The 18,228-nt window shown below is 55.4% G+C and carries 23 protein-coding genes and 2 pseudogenes; all 25 read left to right on the top strand.

All coding sequences use genetic code 11. The features are described from left to right. Positions 1-453 (top strand): annotated as a pseudogene (locus AAC035_RS07205) (glycosyltransferase); the annotation flags it as partial. A gap of 2 nt (positions 454-455) precedes the next feature. Then, complete coding sequence (locus AAC035_RS07200) at positions 456-1,418, top strand: SDR family oxidoreductase (RefSeq protein ID WP_339801872.1); 963 nt, start codon at positions 456-458, stop codon at positions 1,416-1,418. Positions 1,419-1,539: 121 nt separating this feature from the next. Then, a complete protein-coding gene (locus AAC035_RS07195; protein ID WP_339801869.1) occupies positions 1,540-1,731 on the top strand; it encodes a hypothetical protein in 192 nt (63 codons plus the stop codon). A gap of 32 nt (positions 1,732-1,763) precedes the next feature. After that, a complete protein-coding gene (locus tag AAC035_RS07190) occupies positions 1,764-2,120 on the top strand; it encodes a Fic family protein (RefSeq protein ID WP_339801867.1) in 357 nt (118 codons plus the stop codon). A gap of 114 nt (positions 2,121-2,234) precedes the next feature. Continuing rightward, positions 2,235-2,792, top strand: a complete 558-nt coding sequence (locus AAC035_RS07185) for a sugar transferase (RefSeq protein WP_339801864.1) — start codon at positions 2,235-2,237, stop codon at positions 2,790-2,792. 168 nt (positions 2,793-2,960) lie between these two features. Beyond that, positions 2,961-3,143 (top strand): type II toxin-antitoxin system HicA family toxin, encoded by a 183-nt coding sequence (locus AAC035_RS07180; protein ID WP_339801862.1) that lies wholly within the window; start codon positions 2,961-2,963, stop codon positions 3,141-3,143. 39 nt (positions 3,144-3,182) lie between these two features. Continuing rightward, positions 3,183-3,593 (top strand): type II toxin-antitoxin system HicB family antitoxin, encoded by a 411-nt coding sequence (locus AAC035_RS07175; RefSeq protein WP_339801859.1) that lies wholly within the window; start codon positions 3,183-3,185, stop codon positions 3,591-3,593. Positions 3,594-3,908: 315 nt separating this feature from the next. Next, positions 3,909-4,034, top strand: coding sequence for a hypothetical protein (locus AAC035_RS07170; RefSeq protein ID WP_339801856.1), 126 nt, complete (start codon positions 3,909-3,911; stop codon positions 4,032-4,034). A gap of 263 nt (positions 4,035-4,297) precedes the next feature. Further along, the gene (locus AAC035_RS07165; protein ID WP_339801853.1) at positions 4,298-4,531 is read left to right on the top strand and encodes a DUF2281 domain-containing protein; all 234 of its coding nucleotides are present in this window, start codon (positions 4,298-4,300) and stop codon (positions 4,529-4,531) included. Positions 4,532-4,739: 208 nt separating this feature from the next. Continuing rightward, a complete protein-coding gene (locus AAC035_RS07160) occupies positions 4,740-5,204 on the top strand; it encodes a hypothetical protein (RefSeq protein ID WP_339801850.1) in 465 nt (154 codons plus the stop codon). Between the two features lie 394 nt (positions 5,205-5,598). Further along, a complete protein-coding gene (locus AAC035_RS07155; RefSeq protein WP_339801848.1) occupies positions 5,599-5,790 on the top strand; it encodes a hypothetical protein in 192 nt (63 codons plus the stop codon). Positions 5,791-6,004: 214 nt separating this feature from the next. Further along, positions 6,005-6,277, top strand: a complete 273-nt coding sequence (locus tag AAC035_RS07150) for a type II toxin-antitoxin system Phd/YefM family antitoxin (RefSeq protein ID WP_339801845.1) — start codon at positions 6,005-6,007, stop codon at positions 6,275-6,277. An 18-nt stretch (positions 6,278-6,295) separates the two neighbouring features. Then, positions 6,296-6,727, top strand: coding sequence for a putative toxin-antitoxin system toxin component, PIN family (locus tag AAC035_RS07145; RefSeq protein WP_339801842.1), 432 nt, complete (start codon positions 6,296-6,298; stop codon positions 6,725-6,727). Between the two features lie 16 nt (positions 6,728-6,743). Beyond that, positions 6,744-6,868 (top strand): annotated as a pseudogene (locus AAC035_RS07140) (DegT/DnrJ/EryC1/StrS family aminotransferase); the annotation flags it as partial. A 123-nt stretch (positions 6,869-6,991) separates the two neighbouring features. Continuing rightward, positions 6,992-7,249 carry a helix-turn-helix transcriptional regulator gene (locus tag AAC035_RS07135; RefSeq protein WP_339801840.1) on the top strand — a complete coding sequence of 86 codons (258 nt, stop codon included), beginning with the start codon at positions 6,992-6,994 and terminating at the stop codon, positions 7,247-7,249. Then, a complete protein-coding gene (locus AAC035_RS07130; protein ID WP_339801837.1) occupies positions 7,246-8,490 on the top strand; it encodes a type II toxin-antitoxin system HipA family toxin in 1,245 nt (414 codons plus the stop codon). The genes AAC035_RS07135 and AAC035_RS07130 overlap by 4 nt, the downstream gene beginning before the upstream one ends. Positions 8,491-8,600: 110 nt before the next feature. Beyond that, positions 8,601-10,532, top strand: coding sequence for a nucleoside-diphosphate sugar epimerase/dehydratase (locus AAC035_RS07125; RefSeq protein WP_339801834.1), 1,932 nt, complete (start codon positions 8,601-8,603; stop codon positions 10,530-10,532). An 80-nt stretch (positions 10,533-10,612) separates the two neighbouring features. After that, a complete protein-coding gene (gene cysC, locus AAC035_RS07120; RefSeq protein ID WP_339801831.1) occupies positions 10,613-11,221 on the top strand; it encodes an adenylyl-sulfate kinase in 609 nt (202 codons plus the stop codon). A gap of 153 nt (positions 11,222-11,374) precedes the next feature. After that, entirely contained in the window at positions 11,375-13,141 is a 1,767-nt protein-coding gene (locus AAC035_RS07115; protein WP_339801829.1) for an SLC13 family permease, read from the top strand. A gap of 39 nt (positions 13,142-13,180) precedes the next feature. Continuing rightward, positions 13,181-13,480, top strand: coding sequence for a type II toxin-antitoxin system RelE/ParE family toxin (locus AAC035_RS07110; protein ID WP_339801828.1), 300 nt, complete (start codon positions 13,181-13,183; stop codon positions 13,478-13,480). Then, positions 13,477-13,773 carry an addiction module antidote protein gene (locus AAC035_RS07105; RefSeq protein ID WP_339801825.1) on the top strand — a complete coding sequence of 99 codons (297 nt, stop codon included), beginning with the start codon at positions 13,477-13,479 and terminating at the stop codon, positions 13,771-13,773. Before AAC035_RS07110 ends, AAC035_RS07105 begins: the two co-directional genes overlap by 4 nt. A gap of 74 nt (positions 13,774-13,847) precedes the next feature. Continuing rightward, positions 13,848-14,099, top strand: coding sequence for a DUF2442 domain-containing protein (locus AAC035_RS07100; protein ID WP_339801824.1), 252 nt, complete (start codon positions 13,848-13,850; stop codon positions 14,097-14,099). 202 nt (positions 14,100-14,301) lie between these two features. Next, positions 14,302-15,729 carry an MBL fold metallo-hydrolase gene (locus AAC035_RS07095; RefSeq protein ID WP_339801821.1) on the top strand — a complete coding sequence of 476 codons (1,428 nt, stop codon included), beginning with the start codon at positions 14,302-14,304 and terminating at the stop codon, positions 15,727-15,729. Positions 15,730-15,939: 210 nt separating this feature from the next. Further along, positions 15,940-16,308 (top strand): histone-like nucleoid-structuring protein, MvaT/MvaU family, encoded by a 369-nt coding sequence (locus AAC035_RS07090; protein ID WP_339801818.1) that lies wholly within the window; start codon positions 15,940-15,942, stop codon positions 16,306-16,308. Between the two features lie 236 nt (positions 16,309-16,544). Next, on the top strand, positions 16,545-17,936 hold the full coding sequence (locus AAC035_RS07085; RefSeq protein WP_339801816.1) for a mannose-1-phosphate guanylyltransferase/mannose-6-phosphate isomerase: 1,392 nt from the start codon (positions 16,545-16,547) through the stop codon (positions 17,934-17,936). Positions 17,937-18,228 lie beyond the last annotated feature (292 nt).

Genomic DNA, 18,228 nt, shown 5'->3' with positions numbered 1-18,228 from the left:
CTCAAGTTCGCTTTTGCAGGCGGCGGCGTGTTCGCGCCGGATATCAGGACTCTGGCAGATCGTTTTCCGCAGGTTCAGTACTACGGACAGGTTTCGGCGACGGAGGCGGCCCAGCTGAACTGTGACTATGAGTGGGCCTTGTTGCCGATTGAGGATGAGGTCACTCGTTACGCATTTCCCAGCAAGTCATCGTCCTATGTGTTCTCCGGAGCCGCCGTCATGGCAATCTGCGGTGAGCAAACCAGTGTTGCGCAATGGGTATCGGGTAATGACCTGGGGGTAGTCGTGCTGCCCGAGGTGAGCTCCGTTGTTGAGCAATTCAGGGCAATTGAGTGTGGCGAGATAGCCGCAGAGGCATTCTCGGGGGATCGCGTTGGCCTTCGTCAGGCACTGAGTTTCGATCGGTTTCTTGAGCGGCTGGAGGAATGTGTTTTGGCAGGGAGCTCAGTATGAACATGCACGAGCGTGTATTGGTGACGGGCGGTAGCGGCTTCGTGGGAAGCGCGCTGATCCAGCGCCTGGCCGGTCAGGGCGTGGAAGTCGTCGCCCCCGTGCGCAGAGTTTGTCCGGGGCTGCCCGACAGCATTCAGCAACCGGTGATCAACGGCATTGACCCGGATATGGATTGGTCTGCTGCGTTAACCGGTGTTGACTGTGTGGTGCACGCTGCGGCTCGGGTGCACGTCATGTCAGAAACTGCAGCTGACCCGCTGGCGGAGTTCCGTGCCGTAAACGTGGCAGGCACCCTCAACCTTGCCAGACAAGCGGCGGCTGCGGGTGTACGCCGTTTTGTGTTTATCAGTTCCATCAAGGTCAACGGCGAACAGACCGATGACCGCCCACCCTTTACCCCCGGTGACACTCCGGCGCCGGCAGATCCTTATGGGATGTCCAAGCACGAGGCCGAAGCAGGGCTGCGTGAGCTGGCCGCAGAGACTGGCATGGAGCTGGTCATCATCCGCCCGCCCCTGGTCTACGGCCCGGGCGTGAAAGGTAACTTCCGCAGCCTGCTCAAGCTTGCTGGTTTGCCGGTGCCGTTACCACTGGGTGGGATTCGCAATCGTCGTAGCCTGGTGTTTTTGGGCAATCTTGTGGATTTCATTGTCCACGCTGCGCAGCACCCTGCGGCGGCCAACCAGACGTTTCTGGTCAGTGATGGGCACGACCTTTCAACCACGGAGTTGCTGAGCCAGATGCGCAAGGCCCTGGGGCGGCCTGGCTGGCTTCTGCCCATTCCGGGTCAGTGGTTGTGGGGGGCGGCAAGGGTGGCTGGAAAAGGTGGCATTGGACAGCGTTTGTGCGGCTCTTTGGAGCTGGATACGTCCCTGAATGAGTCGCTACTGGGCTGGAAGCCGCCCTATACGGTTGAGCAGGGGTTAGCGGAGACGGTTTCGGGTTTGTCGCGGGAAAAGAATTAACAATCAGGCGCTGCCGCCGGGTTGGCCGCGCAAAGAGTCTCAGCAGTTGCCGGTGCTTGCTCCTGCGCAAGGTTCGGGGGTATTCTGAGACGGTGTTCAGCGGGTTGCAGGGCCATTTCCCATGAGACGAAGTAAAGCAGAATTGCTGTCTTTCAAGGTCAGGCACGCTGTCGGGTCTATGGCCATCGAAGATATTCGGGTTTCTCGCGAGTCACAGGCGATGATGCTTCGGGTAGCGGCTGGCCGTGTGGATGTTGATGCTATCAAGGATGAACTGGTTGCCCGATACCGACAAGCCTCGTCTGCGAGCTGACAAGCAATACCCATTCAACGCCAGGGAGCGCCATGGAAGGGTATGAGAGTTATGATCTTCAGGATGAAGACCCTTACCTGATCCCCGGGTCAACGTGCCTTGCCAATCTTTTAGGTATCACCGATACCCATGCGCTGAGTGTGGCGGAGTCGGATATTACATCCGTCGCAATGGCCGGCCTGATTAATAAAATCCATCCGTTCCGTGAGGGGAATGGGCGTACGCAGCGAATTTTGCTGGATCAGTTGGCAGAATTATCGGGTTACGGATTTGAATGGGCTGCCATTTCTGGTGAGCAGATGGCGCAGGCATGTCGTGCGGCAAGGGTAGCCACCCCGGATTATTCGGGCTTGCAGCGTATTTTGAGAGTGTGCATCACGCGGCTTTGATCGAAGCACGCTGGGTGGCCATGCGGTTCAGGTTGTTCTCTCCCTGTTCTTTTTTATCTCGGGGCTTGCCGAAGGGGCAGGCCAAATTCGTTCGCATTTTTGTAGGTAACGTCTGTGATTCGCGTATTCGACGTGTTGTTTTCATGTGTAGGCTTGGTCGTCGGTTTTCCGGTTTTGTTTCTGCTCTGGCTCGTGGGGTTCTTTGACACCGGTTCACCGCTGTTCCGGCAAGAGCGGGTAGGGCGTAACAAGAAGCCGTTTACCCTGGTGAAGTTTCGCACCATGAGAAAGGACACCGCCTCCGTCGCCAGTCATCTGGCAAGTGCGGATGCAATTACCCCGTTTGGCCGCTTCCTTCGGCGGACTAAGCTCGATGAATTACCGCAGCTCTGGAATGTGTTGAAGGGTGAGATGAGCCTGGTCGGCCCCCGCCCGTGTTTGTTCAATCAGGAAGAACTGATTGCGGAGCGGGAAAGCCGTGGGGTGTTGAGTGCGCGGCCGGGTATTACCGGCCTGGCCCAGGTAAACGATATTGATATGTCTACGCCGCGTCTTTTGGCGGAAACGGATCAGAAGATGCTGCAGAACCTGACCGTGGGTGCCTATTTCAAATATATCTTCATGACCGTCGCCGGCAAGGGCGCCGGGGATCGGGTGCCGGGTAAGGATTGATTCAGTGCACGTGAAAGGCGGGCAGTCGCCTCGCTGGATATTCGTAGGGGCGTCTGCGTTGCCGTGTCCAGGGCCAGGAAAGCCGTCCCCCTGAGCAGCGCGTGGTGGTTATGGTGTTGATTAAAAATCGGTTGTGGTTATAGTAACCACTAAGGCAAAAGGATTTGCATGAGAAGTTCTGATGTTAAAAAGAAGCTTGAGAAAGATGGGTGGGAATTGGTTCGTGTGACGGGTAGTCACCACCACTTCAAGCATCCCGAAAAGCCAGGGTTGGTCACGCTGCCCCATCCGAAGTCTGAAATTCCGAAGGGTACTCTGAGAAGTATCTGGAAACAGGCGGGGTGGAAGTAAATGTTTCGGCATTGGATGCCAAAAGCAGAGGTGTTGGTTATGCGTTTTCCAGTTGCGCTTCATACAGATGATGGCAAGCAGTTTGGTGTGACGGTGCCCGATATTCCGGGCTGTTTTTCTGCTGGCACTAGCGAGGATGAGGCTTTGGATGGTGCCAGGGAGGCGATTTTGGGGCATCTGGAGCTGCTGGCGGAGATGGCTGAGGAGATCCCCGCTGCTCAGTCGATTGCTTTGCATAGGTGCAATCCTGACTTTGACGGGGCTATCTGGGGCTTTGTTGAGGTGGATATAACGCCGTTTCTTGGCAAGGCTGAGAAGATCAATATCACGGTGCCGAGCCTGGTGTTGAAGCAGATTGACCGGTATGTGCAAGAGCACCCAGCCGAGGCTCGATCCCGCTCGGCGTTTCTTGCTGAGGCGGCGCTTGAGAGGATGCGAAAGGGGCATTGAACGACTCTTCGAAGAGACCGAGCACGCGGCGTACAAGTGCTATGTGTTCCTGGAGCCGGGATGGCACTGTCGTTGGTATGGGGGCGGTAGTCGCCAGGGACAGGCCTCCCGGGGTAACGGTGTAGTACTCAATCCTGCCAGGGTTTCCGCTCCCGAAAAAGCAGGTTCAGTTGTCAATTCTTCAAAACCGAAGCTGAGGGCGGCCTGCCGAAGGGGGTCTTTCATGCCAAGGCTGTTATTGAGGGTGAAAGGCTGAAGCTCGGCAGGGCCTTTAACGCAGATGGCCAGGGGGGTGGGGGTTATGCCTTTGTCACTTTGGATCGCAAGGATAAGGTCGGTTTCGCCAAAGAATACATTTTCACCGATGCGCTGCTGTTCGAACACGGTCTGATGGATCTGCTGGACGGCATTGCTGACAAGATCCGGGCCGGGGTGTTGTAACGTCGTTCGTAAGGTAACGTCTCGCCTGGCAAGCGGCGAGGCACTCGATGTTTCTGATTTTGCTGACCACTGCGCTCATCGCGCTGTTCCGACACCTGAAGCCGCGGAAGTTTCGCGGGTGAGTGGATGACCTGCAGCGCACTGCGTTTGCCGCACTGATCGCGACCCTTGCATTACGCGACCCGAACCCAAATGTATGCGACGCAAACGACATGCTATCGTTGATCTGAGCCAGAACTGAACTCTCCGCAGGAGCTCTCACTATGCAGCTAGATGACCTGATTACCAAAGTGAGCCGTCTTCCGCCGTCCCGGCAGCAGGAAGTTATTGATTTCGTGAATTTTCTAGAGCAGCGTTATGGTACAGAAAAGAAGACGGAGCATTCGGACTGGCCTGAGAACCACTTTGAATTGATGAGTATTGAGCAGGCTATGCGTGGTCTTGAAGACGAGCCGGAAATTTACTCAGATGAGGATTTGAAGGAGCGGTGGCAGTGAAGCACTCTGGGCAAATCGCTCTGATGCCATTTCTGGCCTGAAAGTCTCCAGCGTGTTCCGCCTGTCTCGTATCGCAGTTTTGGACGGGGCTGTTATTGGGCAGCTTTGGTGGCAATGTCTCTGGTCATCTGTCGTACTCAAGGGCTTGTCCGACAGAGAACGCTTGGTTACCGTGTTGAGATTAAGTCATTAACGAAAGGAATTCGTAATGAGTTGCTATAGGCGCGGCGATTTTCACCGTTACTTTAAGGAAAATATGAATGACCTGGGCTTGCCCGTCCCTGATGGTGTGTTCGATTCTTACACAACCGCCACGGCAAACCTATCTTTGTTGATTGCCTCTCTTCATACCCTTGGTAAGGGTGCGACCATGGCGGAGCTTGCCGGGGCCACACTGGGGTTCGAGAAGCTGATGGTCCTCGGGGCGGTTGGCGCTACCTATTATATCGGGGCAGCCGTTGGCAGTGTGGCGGTCGCGACCGGTCGCGCTCTTGGTTGTGGCTCGCGGATATCCGATCTTTTTGTCCTTATTGAACGTGAGGGCCTGCAATTCCCCGACTGGCATCTGTTTTACCGAGCCAACCCCGGAATCACTGAGCCTGAGCATCCCTCAAGGCGGTTGCTTGTGGCTCGTGGCCTTTATCATCCGAATAGCTTCGAGTACAGCATATGACCGGGGTTTTGAGAGCACTGGGCTTTCTGATGATCGCACTTGTGCTGGCTGGACTGAGTCATCTGGCCTGGCAAGCAGCGGGTCAATGGATGGTTTTGATGTTGCTGACCATAGCGCTCATCGCGCTGTTCCGGCATCTGAGGCCACCGAAGTTTCGTGGGTGAATGGATGATCAGCAGTGCACTGCGTTAGGGAGTGTGGCGTGACACATAGGGGGAGGGACTTGGGTCTGAGATGTTTTGCCGGCTGGTTAAGCTCGCCGGTTTTCTGCTGACGTTACCTCTGGATTCCCGGACGAGCTCGAAAGAGTAATGGAGCCGATGTGGCCAAGCTTGCTCAATCGTTGGGTTCAGGGTTAAGTTGAAACCAGATTCTCAATAAGGCAGGGCCAACTATGAAGCGAACCAAAGCAGAGCTGCTGTCTTTCAAGGTCCAGCAGGCAGTAGGCTCTATGGCCATTGAAGATATTCAGATTTCTCGGCAATCACAGGCAATGGTGTTGCGCGTTGCCAGTGGTCGTATTGCCGCGCAGTCTGTAAAGGACGAGCTGATAGAAAAATATCGACAGTCCCCCTCAGCTACGTAACGCGACGTCTGCCGAGTAAACTATGGATGGGTACGAAAACTACGATCTTCAGGAAGAAGATCCCTACCTGATTCCCGGTTCCACGTGCTTACGAAATATGTTGGGTATCACTGACACGTGGCCGCTGCCAAAATCTTTGGGCCGGCAAAGATTCATTTCTGTATTTCGTGCTACCATGATCGATATGGTCAATATGATCTCAGGAGGATTGTTCATGATTACGGAAACCAGTGCAGTTAAGTTCCGGCAGAATCTGGGCGAGATGATTAATCAGGTTCAGTACCGGCACGATAGTGTTCTGATTAAAAAGGATGGAAAGCCAGTCGCGGCGCTGGTGGATGCCCGTTTGTTTAATCGTATCCGTCGAATGGAGGCACGTTTCGATGCTCTGAGCACGCGATTGGAACAGGGGTTTTCAGGAGTGCCTCAGGAAGAGGGACTGCGGGAGATTGAGGAAGCGGTCGCAAACGAGCGGTCAGGGCATTAGCGGAGGTAAAACCCAGGGATGGCTTCTATTCAGGTGGTGCTTGATACAAACGTTATCATTTCCGGGATTGCCTATCCGGCCAGCGTGCCGGGAAAAATCATGCAGGCATGGCGAAGTGGGGCACTGAATGTTGTGCTTTCGGAGTTCATTCTTGATGAAATTCGCAGGGTTCTGCCGAAACTGAGGCATCGTCATGCTATGTCAGATACGGAAATCAATGATCTGGTTGATATTCTGAGTTTCATGGCGGAGGTGGTTGTTCCGAATGAGTTGCCTGATAGCGCGGTAAGAGACAGCCATGATACGCCAGTACTTGGAACCCTTCTGGCTGGAATACAGGCACTGAGCGTGGATTATCTTGTCACTGGGGATAAAGATCTTCTTGCGTTGGCGCACGACTATCCAGTGTTAACGCCATCGGATTTTTGGGTTCGGCATGGTGGACTGTGAGGAAGTCCATTGATTACTGGACCTTGCTTTAAATTCGCTGGGTATCGGTCCCGGGGATGAGGTGGTGATAACCCAAGAACTTTTCTTGCGTCAGTCTCCAACATTGTGACCGCAGGTGCAGTGCGGGTGTTTGCTGAGGTGATGTCGCGGCGGCCTCCTCGTAAACGAATCCGTGATCTTAAGTGACTTTACACTTTGCATGCCCGGTTCGTGAATATACGCTACAATAAAGCCTATTCCATTTAATATGTAGAGTATATTCACGTGACCCTCCAGGAATTAGGCCCAATAGTTCGTGAGCATCGCAGGCGTGCGGGTTTGTCCATGCAGGCCCTTGCCGATATGGCCGGTGTGGATCGTACTTTGCTGTCCCGGCTGGAAAATCAGCACCTGGCTGAAATGGGCTATGCCAAGTTGCAGCGTTTGCTGGCGGTGCTGGGGCTGGAGTTTTCGGTACGTCCGGCTGGCGGTTTGCCCACCTTGCAGGATCTTCAGCGAGATGCGTTGCGGGGTGAGTCGTGAGTGGCCTGACGCGCGCTGTTGTTGAGGTGGCAGGCCAGCCGGTGGGTGATCTGGTAGTGCCGGGTCGGCCTGATCCTTCAGTGTTTGTCTATCGCGCTGGGGTTCCGGAAGGTCGTGCTGTTTCGGTAACCATGCCGGTAAGTGAGCAGGCTTATAGCTATAACGGCGTTCATCCTGTATTTGCCCAGAACTTGCCTGAGGGCTATCTGGGGGATGTGATCCGCAAACACGTGGCCAAGTTATATGGAGCCGGTGATCTGACGGTGCTCGCGGCCCTTGGCCGGCACCAGGTGGGTCGCGTGGTGGTCACGGATTCTGTACTTTCTGACCATACAGTGGATGGCCAGGGCGAAACTCTGTCCCGGTTACTGAAAACAGATGATGCCTCGTTATTCGATGTGCTGGTCGAGAAGTATGCGTTGCGCTCAGGGGTGTCCGGAGTTCAGCCCAAGGTTCTGATCCCATCGCACATTCCCGAGAAGTCGTCGGTACGTACCTCGGGGTTTATCGTCAAAACCTGGGGTGAGGATTATCCTCAGTTGGCGGCCAATGAATACTTTTGCATGACCCTGGCCCGCCAATGCGGGTTACCGGTGCCGGAGTTTTATCTTTCTGAGAACGGCCGGCTGTTTGTTATGTCGAGGTTTGACCGGCGTAGTTCTGACTCGGGCACCTCTGGCCAGGGCTCGGAAGAGCAATGGCTGGGCTTTGAGGACGCCTGTGTGCTTCAGGGTTTGATGCCTGAGGATAAATACTCAGGCAGTTATGAGAAACTGGCCAGAACGTTTGGGGTGTACCTGTCGTCGGAGCATCGCCGGGACGGGTTGAAATGGCTGTTTATGTCGCTGGCGCTTTCCTGGGCGGTTCGAAATGGGGATGCCCATCTGAAGAACTTCGGCCTTCTGTATGAGCAGCCTTTTGACGAACGGTGGATGGCACCCACTTATGACATCGTATCCACTACACCTTATCTCCCGAGCGACGTGCCCGCATTAACCCTGGCCGGCCGCAAGGTCTGGTGGCCCGTGGAGTACCTGATCAAATTCGGCTGTCAGTCCTGTGGCCTGGCCCGGAAAGAAGCAAAAGCGTGCCTGCAAGACCTCGCTGGCAACCTGGATTCCACAGCCGACCAGATCCAGGACTATTACACCCGCCACCCGGCCTTCCAGGCAGTGGGAAAAGACATGGAAAGCACCTTCAGGGCCAATGCTCTCTTGCTGCGCGACTCGCTCACCAGATAAGCAGTCTCCTCTGTAGCAAACTATATTGTTTCGTTACAAATTGTGAACCCGCTGGCAAAATCTTTTTTAATCGCTAATCATTACCGGGTAGCCACCGGTAAGGGATGACCATGTTCCAGACTTTTTTGAATCTCCCGCGCTTACAGAAGCGCCTTGTTTCCGTAGCTTCTGATGTTTTTGCGCTTTTCTTTGCGTTATGGGCCGCTTTTGCACTTCGGTTGGAGCAACAGTTCTGGGTGCCCAGCCAGGATCAGGTGGTCGTCTCCGCACTTACAGTGGTGTTTACCATTGGTGTGTTCGTGAAGTTGGGGTTGTATCGTGCCGTTGTGCGTTACCTCAGTGACCGGGCGTTTCTGACGGTTATTGCCGGTGTGGCCATTTCTGCCGTTACCCTGATTTTGTTGGGCTACTGGCTGGAGGTGTTTGTACCGCGCTCCGTGCCGATCATTTATGCCGCACTGGCGTTCATTTTTGTCAGTGGCACCCGCATGGGGGTGCGCATGCTGATCAATCGCCCCAGTCGTCATAACAAGGAGCGGGTGGCCATTATCGGTGCGGGGGAGACGGGCATTCATCTGTCTGCCGCTCTGGAGCAGGGTACCGAGTTCCGTCCTGTTGCCTTTATAACCTACAAGCAGTCCAATCACCGTGCCCTGATCAACGGCATTCCGGTGTTTGGCATTGACCATATTGAAAAGGCTGTCAGGCAACATCGGGTGAAGCGCATGCTGCTGGCGCTGGATGCCGATAGCCGGGTGGATCGCAAGAAGCTGCTCAAGCACCTGGAACCTTTGGCGGTTCCGGTTCAGACCGTGCCCAGTATGTCGGAACTGATTTCCGGTGAGGCACGGATTAACGATATCCGCGATCTGGAAATTGAAGACCTGCTGGGCCGTGAACCGGTGCGGCCGGACAGCGCCATGGTGGCGGCCAGTCTGTACGGTAAATCGGTGATGGTGACCGGCGCCGGGGGTTCTATTGGTTCGGAGCTGTGTCGTCAGATCATCCGCCACCGCCCGGCAAAGCTGGTGTTGTTCGAGTTGTCGGAATTCTCGTTGTACGCCATTGAGCGTGAGCTTAACTCCGTGAATGCCATTGAAGGGCTGGAGGTGGAGCTGCACGCAGTTCTGGGCAGTGTGACTCATCGCCGCCGTTGTGAAGCCGTCATGCGTTCGTTTGGTATTGACGTGGTCTACCACGCCGCCGCCTACAAGCATGTGCCGCTGGTGGAGCACAACATCATCGAGGGTGTTCAGAACAACACCTTCGGTACCTGGCAGGTGGCGGAAGCGGCCATTGCCACCGGGGTTGAGCGCTTCGTGCTGATTTCCACAGACAAGGCGGTTCGACCCACCAATGTGATGGGCGCCAGCAAGCGGATGGCAGAGCTGGTGCTGCAGGGCCTGGCCGCGCGGCAGAGCGATACCTGTTTCTCCATGGTGCGGTTTGGCAATGTGCTTGGGTCTTCCGGTTCGGTGGTGCCTCTGTTCCGGGATCAGATTCGGGATGGCGGGCCTATTACCGTTACCCATCCGGACATCATCCGGTATTTTATGACCATTCCGGAGGCCAGCCAGCTGGTACTACAGGCCGGTAGCATGGGCAATGGCGGGGAAGTGTTCGTGCTGGACATGGGCGAGCCGGTGAAAATCGTGGACCTGGCCCGCAAGATGATCAGCCTGATGGGCCTGACGGAAATCACCGACGACCATCCCACCGGCGATATCGAGATCCGCTTTTCCGGCCTGCGCCCGGGTGAAAAGCTGTTTGAAGAACTGTTGATCGGTAATGATCCGCAAGGCACCCTCCACCCCAGAATCATGATGGCCCGGGAGGCATCCATGCCCTGGCCGGAAATCGAATCCCTCCTCAAAAAGCTGTCCATGGCCAGCCAGAACTTCGACTGCGAACGCATTATTGATCTGATCCGCAAAGCACCCACCGGTTACGCCCCTAATGGCGAGATGGCGGACCTGGTCTGGCGGCATGGTGGTGGTTTTGTTGCCACGGAAGAATCGCAGGTGCGCCAGCTCAGTTCCTGAGTCAGTTGGGCTGGGCTGTCACCTGGACTTTGTTCCGGCTCTTCAGTCAGAATGTGGAATTCTCAACAGGAAGGGTTAATGTGTCGTCCAATATTGTCTGGCATAACCACAAAGTAAGTCGCTCTGACCGCGCCCACAACAAAAACCAGCGTCCCTGCCTGTTATGGTTCACGGGGCTCAGTGGCTCCGGCAAGTCCACCATTGCCAACGCGTTGGATGTGGCGCTTCACCAGCGGGGATACCACACTTTCCTGCTGGACGGTGATAATGTGCGCCATGGCCTGAACAGGGATCTCGGGTTTTCCGATGACGACCGGGTGCAGAATATCCGCCGCATTGGTGAAGTCAGCAAGTTGTTTACCGATGCCGGGCTGATTGTGCTGAGTGCGTTTATATCGCCGTTCAGCAGTGACCGGCGCCTGGTGCGCAATCTGTTTCCGGCCGGGGAGTTCATTGAGGTATTTATGGATACCCCCCTTGAAACCTGCGAGCAGCGGGATCCGAAAGGTCTGTACCAGAAGGCGAGGGCGGGTGAGATCAAGGATTTTACCGGCATTGATTCCCCCTATGAGACCCCGGCCCGGCCTGAGCTGCGCCTGGATACCTCAACCCAGGATGTTGAAACCTGTGTGAATGGCGTGATTGATTATCTGAAGAGTCGTAATATGATTTTCGAGAAGCCAGGCTGACGGTCAGGTTGTATTTTATGACCTTATTCGTATTCCGTATTATGAGTTTTTTCGGATTACGGGTTTACTGGCACTACTGAGAGGCCGCTGTTTGTTTACAGTGGCCTTTTGTGCGTTTATGGTTCGCGTTTGCAAACAGGGAGTTCCCGCCTTATGGCATGGGAAGCCATTTTTACCTTGTCACTTCTGGTATTCGTGCTCGGCGCTCTGGTTCTGACCCGGGTTGCTGCAGACCTGGTGCTGATGGGCGCTCTGGTATTGTTGGTGATTACCGGCGTGCTGTCGGCCACCGATGCCCTGACCGGCTTCGCCAACCCCGGGGTCATTACCATTGCTACCCTCTACGTGGTTGCCGCTGGCCTTAAGGAAACCGGGGCCGTGCAGTGGATTGCCCGAAAGCTGCTGGGCCACCCGAAAACCGAGCGTGGTGCACAGGCCCGGATGTTGGCGCCCACGGGGCTGCTCAGTGCGTTCATGAATAACACGGCGGTGGTGGCCATGTTTATTCCGGCCATTCAGGATTGGTCCCAGCGGCTGAATATTCCCGCCTCCAAACTTTTGCTTCCGTTGAGCTACGCCGCCATTCTGGGGGGTACCTGCACCCTGATCGGCACCAGCACCAACCTGGTGGTGGACGGGTTGTTGCAGACCCGGTTGGATATTCACCTCGGGTTGTTCGAGCTCGCCTGGGTGGGGGTGCCGTTGCTGCTGGTGGGCGGCCTGTTTCTGGTGTTGTTTGCTTCCCGGCTGCTGCCGGACCGTGGCGGTGTACGTGAGGAGCTGGATCAGGTTCGGGAATACGGCGTAGAGGTCGAGGTCGTCAGCCCCGGGCCTCTCGTGGGCAAGACCATTGCCGAGGCCGGTCTGAGGGCTTTGAACTACGGTTACCTAACTGAAATTGACCGTCAGGGCCGGCTGATCACGGCGGTGGAGCCGGACCGCACCCTGCAGGCCGGCGACAAGCTGTATTTTGTGGGCGCGCCGGAATGTGCCAGCGAATTGCGGCGTATTCATGGCCTGAAGCCTGCCAATGGCAGTGTCCACAAGCTGGATCTGGCCAATCATCAGCGCTGCCTGGTGGAAGTGGTGCTGGGGCCGGAATTTGCCGCGCTGGGGCAAACGGTCCGCGACAGCCGTTTCCGCTCCCGCTTCAACGCAGCGATTCTGTCTCTCTCCCGGGAAGGTAAGCGCGTTCCCGGGAAATTGGGGGATATCCGCTTCAAAATGGGTGACACGCTGTTGCTGGAGGCGAGCCAGGAATTTGCCGGCCAATACCGTTTTCGGCGGGACTTCCTGCTGGTCAGTGCCCTGAACGATTCCACGCCACCGGATTTCAGTAAAGCTCCTATGGCGCTGGGCATTCTGCTGGCCATGGTGGTGGTCAGCGCCTCCGGTTTGCTGGCCATTCTGGAGGCCGCTTTTATAGCAGCGGGGGCGATGATCATGTCCGGCTGTATCACCGCCAGCCGGGCCCGTCGGAGTGTGGATTTGCCGGTATTGGTGGTGATTGCGGCGTCCTTCGCCCTGGGCACTGCCATGTCCCAGACCGGCGCCGCTGCCTGGGTCGCCGGTGGCGTGTTGGGTTTTGGCACGCTCACACCCTGGGTAGCGCTGGCACTGATCTATGTGATGACCGTGGTGTTTACCGAAGTCATCACCAACAACGCCGCCGCCGTGCTGATGTTCCCCATCGCCCTGGCGGTGTCGGAGCAGATGGGTGTTAATTTTCTGCCTTTCGCGGTAGCCGTCATGTTCGCCGCCTCTGCCAGCTTCATCACCCCCCTGGGCTATCAGACTAACCTGATGGTTTATGGCCCGGGTCGGTACCGGTTTACCGACTATATGCGGATAGGTATTCCCCTCAGTCTGCTGGTGGGAACTACGGCGGTGTTGCTGATTCCTTTTGTTTGGGGGTTTTGAGTAATTGAATTTATGTAGTTCATAAACTACACTTGGGTTATGCTTGAGATCAGACAAACCGATACCTACCGGAAGTGGGAGCGTAAGCTACGTGATCATCGTGTAAAAGCGTTGATAGCTGCGCGCGTCTTCCGTCTGGCAAATGGTCTTCCAGGAGATGTAAAGCCCGTAGGTGCGGGGGTAAGTGAGCTGCGTATCCACCACGGTCCGGGCTATCGAGTGTATTTCAAGCAAAGCGGTAAAGAGATTGTCATTCTTCTGTGTGGCGGTGACAAAAGTACGCAGCAAAGAGATATCGAGACAGCGCAGCGCCTGGCAGCAGAGGGGGAGGTACAATGAGCGACAAGATATTCGACTATGATCCAGCAGCTGCTCTTGAGAACGAAGAGTCGATTGCTATTTTTCTCGCCGACGCATTAGAAACCGGTGACTCTGCTTATATTGCAAAGGCAATGGGCGTTGTTGCCCGTGCGAAGGGCATGACCGAACTTGCCCGGGAGACGGGCCTTTCCCGTGAACAGCTGTATCGCTCGTTCAGCGAGCACGGGAATCCAACCCTGAAAACCATGCTAGCGGTCACACAGGCGCTTGGCGTCGACTTAACTGTGCGGCCGCACGAACCTGTCGCCTGAAAAAGATACCAGCACTATTTGGGGGTTGGTAGAAGTCGTAGAACAGACTCGAAATATGTTTGAGGATGCATCGCATGACTATTTCGCCTGAAAAAGTCTGGTTTGATGGAGACAGTTTGTGGGTGGCGTTATCGGATGGTCGTACAATCGGCGCCCCGCTAGCCTGGTTTCCAAGGCTGCTCCATGCAAATGTCGACGAAAGGAAAAACTTCGAGCTGAGTGTCCATGGCATCCATTGGGATACGTTGGACGAGGATATTAGCGTTCAGGGGTTGCTTGCAGGTCAGGGAGATGAAAGTCATCCGAAGCGTGAGCGGGCCGCCTGATCAATATCTCCACCGTTATTTCTGGTTTCATTTTGTCTTGATCCGCCAGATCAAAACGCCTGCAATTCGTTAGCCTCAGCACAAACCTGTCGGAAAATCCGACGTTGAACCTGCCGTATTAACTGCTTAATCTCCCCGAATGCCAAGGATGGAAGGCTTCTTCCATTCTTGAAAAGATATCACCCTCAAAAAATAAAATACCATGATCAATATCCTCCACCACGGCGCCACCAATGGCGTCACCGGTTCCTGCCATGAGCTGACCGTTCATGGTGCAGGTATTCTGGTTGATTGCGGTTTGTTCCAGGGCGATGATTCTGCCAACGGAGCTTCAGCGGACAATCTTTCTATTGATTTCCCCATTGATCACATTCGGGCGTTGGTGGTTACCCACGTGCATATTGATCATGTGGGGCGTATTCCTTATTTGCTGGCGGCGGGGTTTGAGGGGCCGATTCTTTGTTCTGAGCCTTCGGCACTTATGCTGCCGGAAATTCTGGAAGATGCTTTGCGTATTGGTTTTACCCGGGATCGACAATTGATTGAGCGGGTACTTGGACTGATCCGGTCCCGGTTGGTGCCGGTGCCTTATGGTCAGTGGCATCAGGTATTTGATGAGGGTGATCGGCGGCTGGCGGTTCGCTTTCAGCGGGCGGGGCATATTCTGGGTTCGGCCTATATCGAGTGTGATGCGGGTGCGGGCGCGGAGAGCGAACGGATCGTGTTCAGTGGCGACCTGGGCGCCCCTCACTCACCCCTGCTGCCGGAGCCGGTACCACCGGAGTACGCTGACCGGCTGGTGATTGAGAGCACCTATGGCGACCGAAACCACGAGAACCGGGAAACCCGCCGCCAACGCTTGCGGCAGGGACTGGAGCACGCTCTGGCAGATGGCGGCACGGTGCTGGTGCCCGCGTTCAGTATCGGCCGGACTCAGGAGTTGCTCTATGAGATCGAGAGCATTATTCATGAGTTTGGTGGTCAGCCTGTATACACCACTCCCGGAAACGCTGCCGATCGCCGGGAGCCGGTTACCTGGTCGGATCTCGAAATTGTGGTGGATTCACCCCTGGCGGCGGAATTCACGCGTATTTACCGCGACCTAAAACCGTTCTGGGATGCGGAGGCTCTGGCGCGAGTTGCTCAAGGGCGTCATCCGTTATCCTTTGAGCAGCTCACGGTTATAAACAGTCATGAAGATCACCTGCGGGCGGTGGAATACCTGGCCTGTTCCGGCCGCCCCTGTGTGGTGCTGGCCGGTTCCGGTATGTGTGCCGGCGGCCGCATTGTCAATTATCTGAAGGCGATGCTGGGTGATGAGCGTAACGATGTGCTGTTTGTTGGTTACCAGGCTGCCGGCACACCAGGGCGTTGTATTGTGCAGCAGGGCCCGAAAGCTGGCTGGGTTACTCTGGATAAGGAAAAGTACCGGATACGGGCGCAGGTTCATCAGGTGGGTGGTTATTCCGCTCATGCCGGACAGCGGGATTTGCTGGCGTTTATTACCGGAATGACCCGGAAACCCCGTGAATTGCGGATTGTACATGGAGACAACAGCGCCAAAACCGCATTGAAAACGAAGCTTGAAGACTTGGGTTATACCGGCATTGTTATACCGGAACCCCTATAGCCTTACTTCTTTTATGGCTACTATTTGTCCAGGTTTTCATTTCTTATATTTTGTTCATGGTTTGTAAATAATGACCGCTTTAATTTGTCTGAATAATGATCTAATATACCGTCCTAATCAGGGATTGAAATCATTGTTTACCGGACGGCAGGTCGTTGAATTTCTGTTTGAGCCGGTAATCTTTAGCTGAAAAATAAGGTGTAACGCTCAATGGCAAAGATCAACGATTACTACCAGAAGAAGCAATTGATGGAAAAGCTGGCTGAAGAACTTCAGCAGCTTGAGCAGGACCAGGCGTTGAAGGGCGAGCTGGAGTTTGAAAAAAAGGTAAAGGGCTTGATGACGGAGTTTAACAAGGCTCCCCGTGATGTACTTCAGATTCTGAGTGCCATTGATCCTTCCGTTGTTGGCGGTAAAACCAGTGATACTGGCGCCACCCGTGCCAAGCGCCCGATGAAAACCTACAAGAACCCGCACACCGGTGAAGTGGTTAAAACCCGTGGCGGTAATCACAAGACTCTGAACGAGTGGCGTGAGAAGCACGGCAAAGAAGCCGTGCAAAGCTGGCAGCAAGACTGATTCCAGCCGTAAACATGACCCTGTAGCAGTCATGTTGTTGAATACGGTGATACCGATGCCCCGGCTGTAGATGTACAGTCGGGGCATCTTTGTTTAAAGGGGTTCAAAGGGTTCTGATGGCGGCCAGACCGGAAGCCGGATGCGTTGTGTTATGTGAGACGCAAGGCGTCAAAACTGGTAGATTATTTTCTCAGGTATCTGAGTTAGGACAAACTCGTTCAATGACAGGATTCATTATGCTTGCGGTTATTCTTTCTGGCGGTTCCGGTACCCGGTTATGGCCTCTTTCACGGGAGGCGTTTCCCAAACAGTTTCTTCCGGTGGTCTCTGATGAAACCCTGTTATCGGAAACCATCAGCCGTGGACTTGCTCTGGGTGATGATGTTCAGGTGATGGCCATTACCAATGAAGAGCACCGCTTTGTGGTGGCGGCGAATCTGCATGACAAGGCCAGCGGCCGGACCGCTGGCATTATTCTGGAGCCTGCAGGACGAAATACCGCACCGGCCATTGCGCTGGCGGCCCTGGCTGCGGCGGAATCCAATCCCGATGAGCTACTGCTGGTAATGCCTTCAGACCACGTTCTGCGTGATCAGAAAGCGTTTGCCGAGGCGGTGGCTGCGGGTGCTGAGGCGGCCGGCAAGGGCAAGCTGGTTACTTTCGGGATTGTTCCGGATTCACCCCATACCGGTTACGGCTACATTCGCGCCGGCCACGATAAAGGTGCCTGGTCACTGGTGGATGCGTTTGTTGAAAAGCCTGATGAGCAAACCGCAAAGGGCTATCTGGATGAGGGCGGTTATTTTTGGAACAGCGGAATGTTTCTGTTCAGCGCCCGTCGCTATCTGGATGAGTTGGGCACCCATCAGCCAGAGATGCTGGCGGCCTGCAAGGCGGCCTTTGAAGGCAAGAGTGGCGACCTGGACTTTACCCGGGTCGACAAGGCCGCGTTCGAGGCCTGTCCCGATGACTCCATCGACTACGCCGTCATGGAAAAAACCCGGGATGCGGTGGTGGTGCCCCTGGATGCCGGTTGGAGCGACGTGGGTTCCTGGTCGACCCTGTGGGATGAGAACGGCAACGCCAGCCACGGCGATGTGATTCTGGAGGATGTCAGTGGCTGCTACCTGCATTCCGAAGGCCGTTTGATCGCCGCCCTGGGCGTGACTGACCATGTAATCGTGGAAACCGACGATGTGGTACTGGTGGCAGACCGTCACCGGGTGCAGGATGTGAAAAAGCTGGTAGCCCGCCTGAAGGCCCAGGGCCGGCCGGAATACAAGCTGCACCGCAAGGTACACCGGCCCTGGGGTACCTACGAAGGGATCGCCAGTGGTGAGCGCTTCCAGGTGAAACGGATTACGGTTAACCCGGGTGCGTCATTGTCACTACAGAAACACCATCACCGTGCCGAACACTGGGTGGTAGTGAAGGGTACCGCTACCGTTCAGCGGGGCGAGGAAGAACTGCTGCTGACCGAAGATGAGTCAACCTACATCCCGCTGGGAGTGACTCACCGCCTGACCAACCCCGGCGTGATTCCGCTGGAGCTGATTGAAGTGCAGACCGGCAGTTATCTGGGTGAGGATGACATTGTGCGGTTTGAGGATACTTACAACCGGGTGTGAGTGAAGGGGGCGAAGGTGCTTTTATCCGTTCATCCTGACCCTGAGCCTGACGAAGGGGCGAGGGATGGTACTCTTGAGTCCACGCCCTTCGACAGGCTCAGGGCGAACGGAACTTGACGCGTTTTCGTGCATTGATTCGTTCATCCTGAGCTCGTCGAAGGATGCTAACTCGGAGTTTGCGCCCTTGGACCCTTCGGGTCTTCGACAGGCTCAGAGCTCAGGGTCAGGGCGAACAAGGTGGGGCTGTCTTATTTGGTTTCGATTTCCCGCCAAACTGATTGCACAAAAATCG

The organism is uncultured Marinobacter sp. (assembly GCF_963974375.1).
In the GTDB taxonomy this organism is placed as follows: domain Bacteria; phylum Pseudomonadota; class Gammaproteobacteria; order Pseudomonadales; family Oleiphilaceae; genus Marinobacter.
This window is presented reverse-complemented; position numbering and strand designations above follow the sequence as displayed.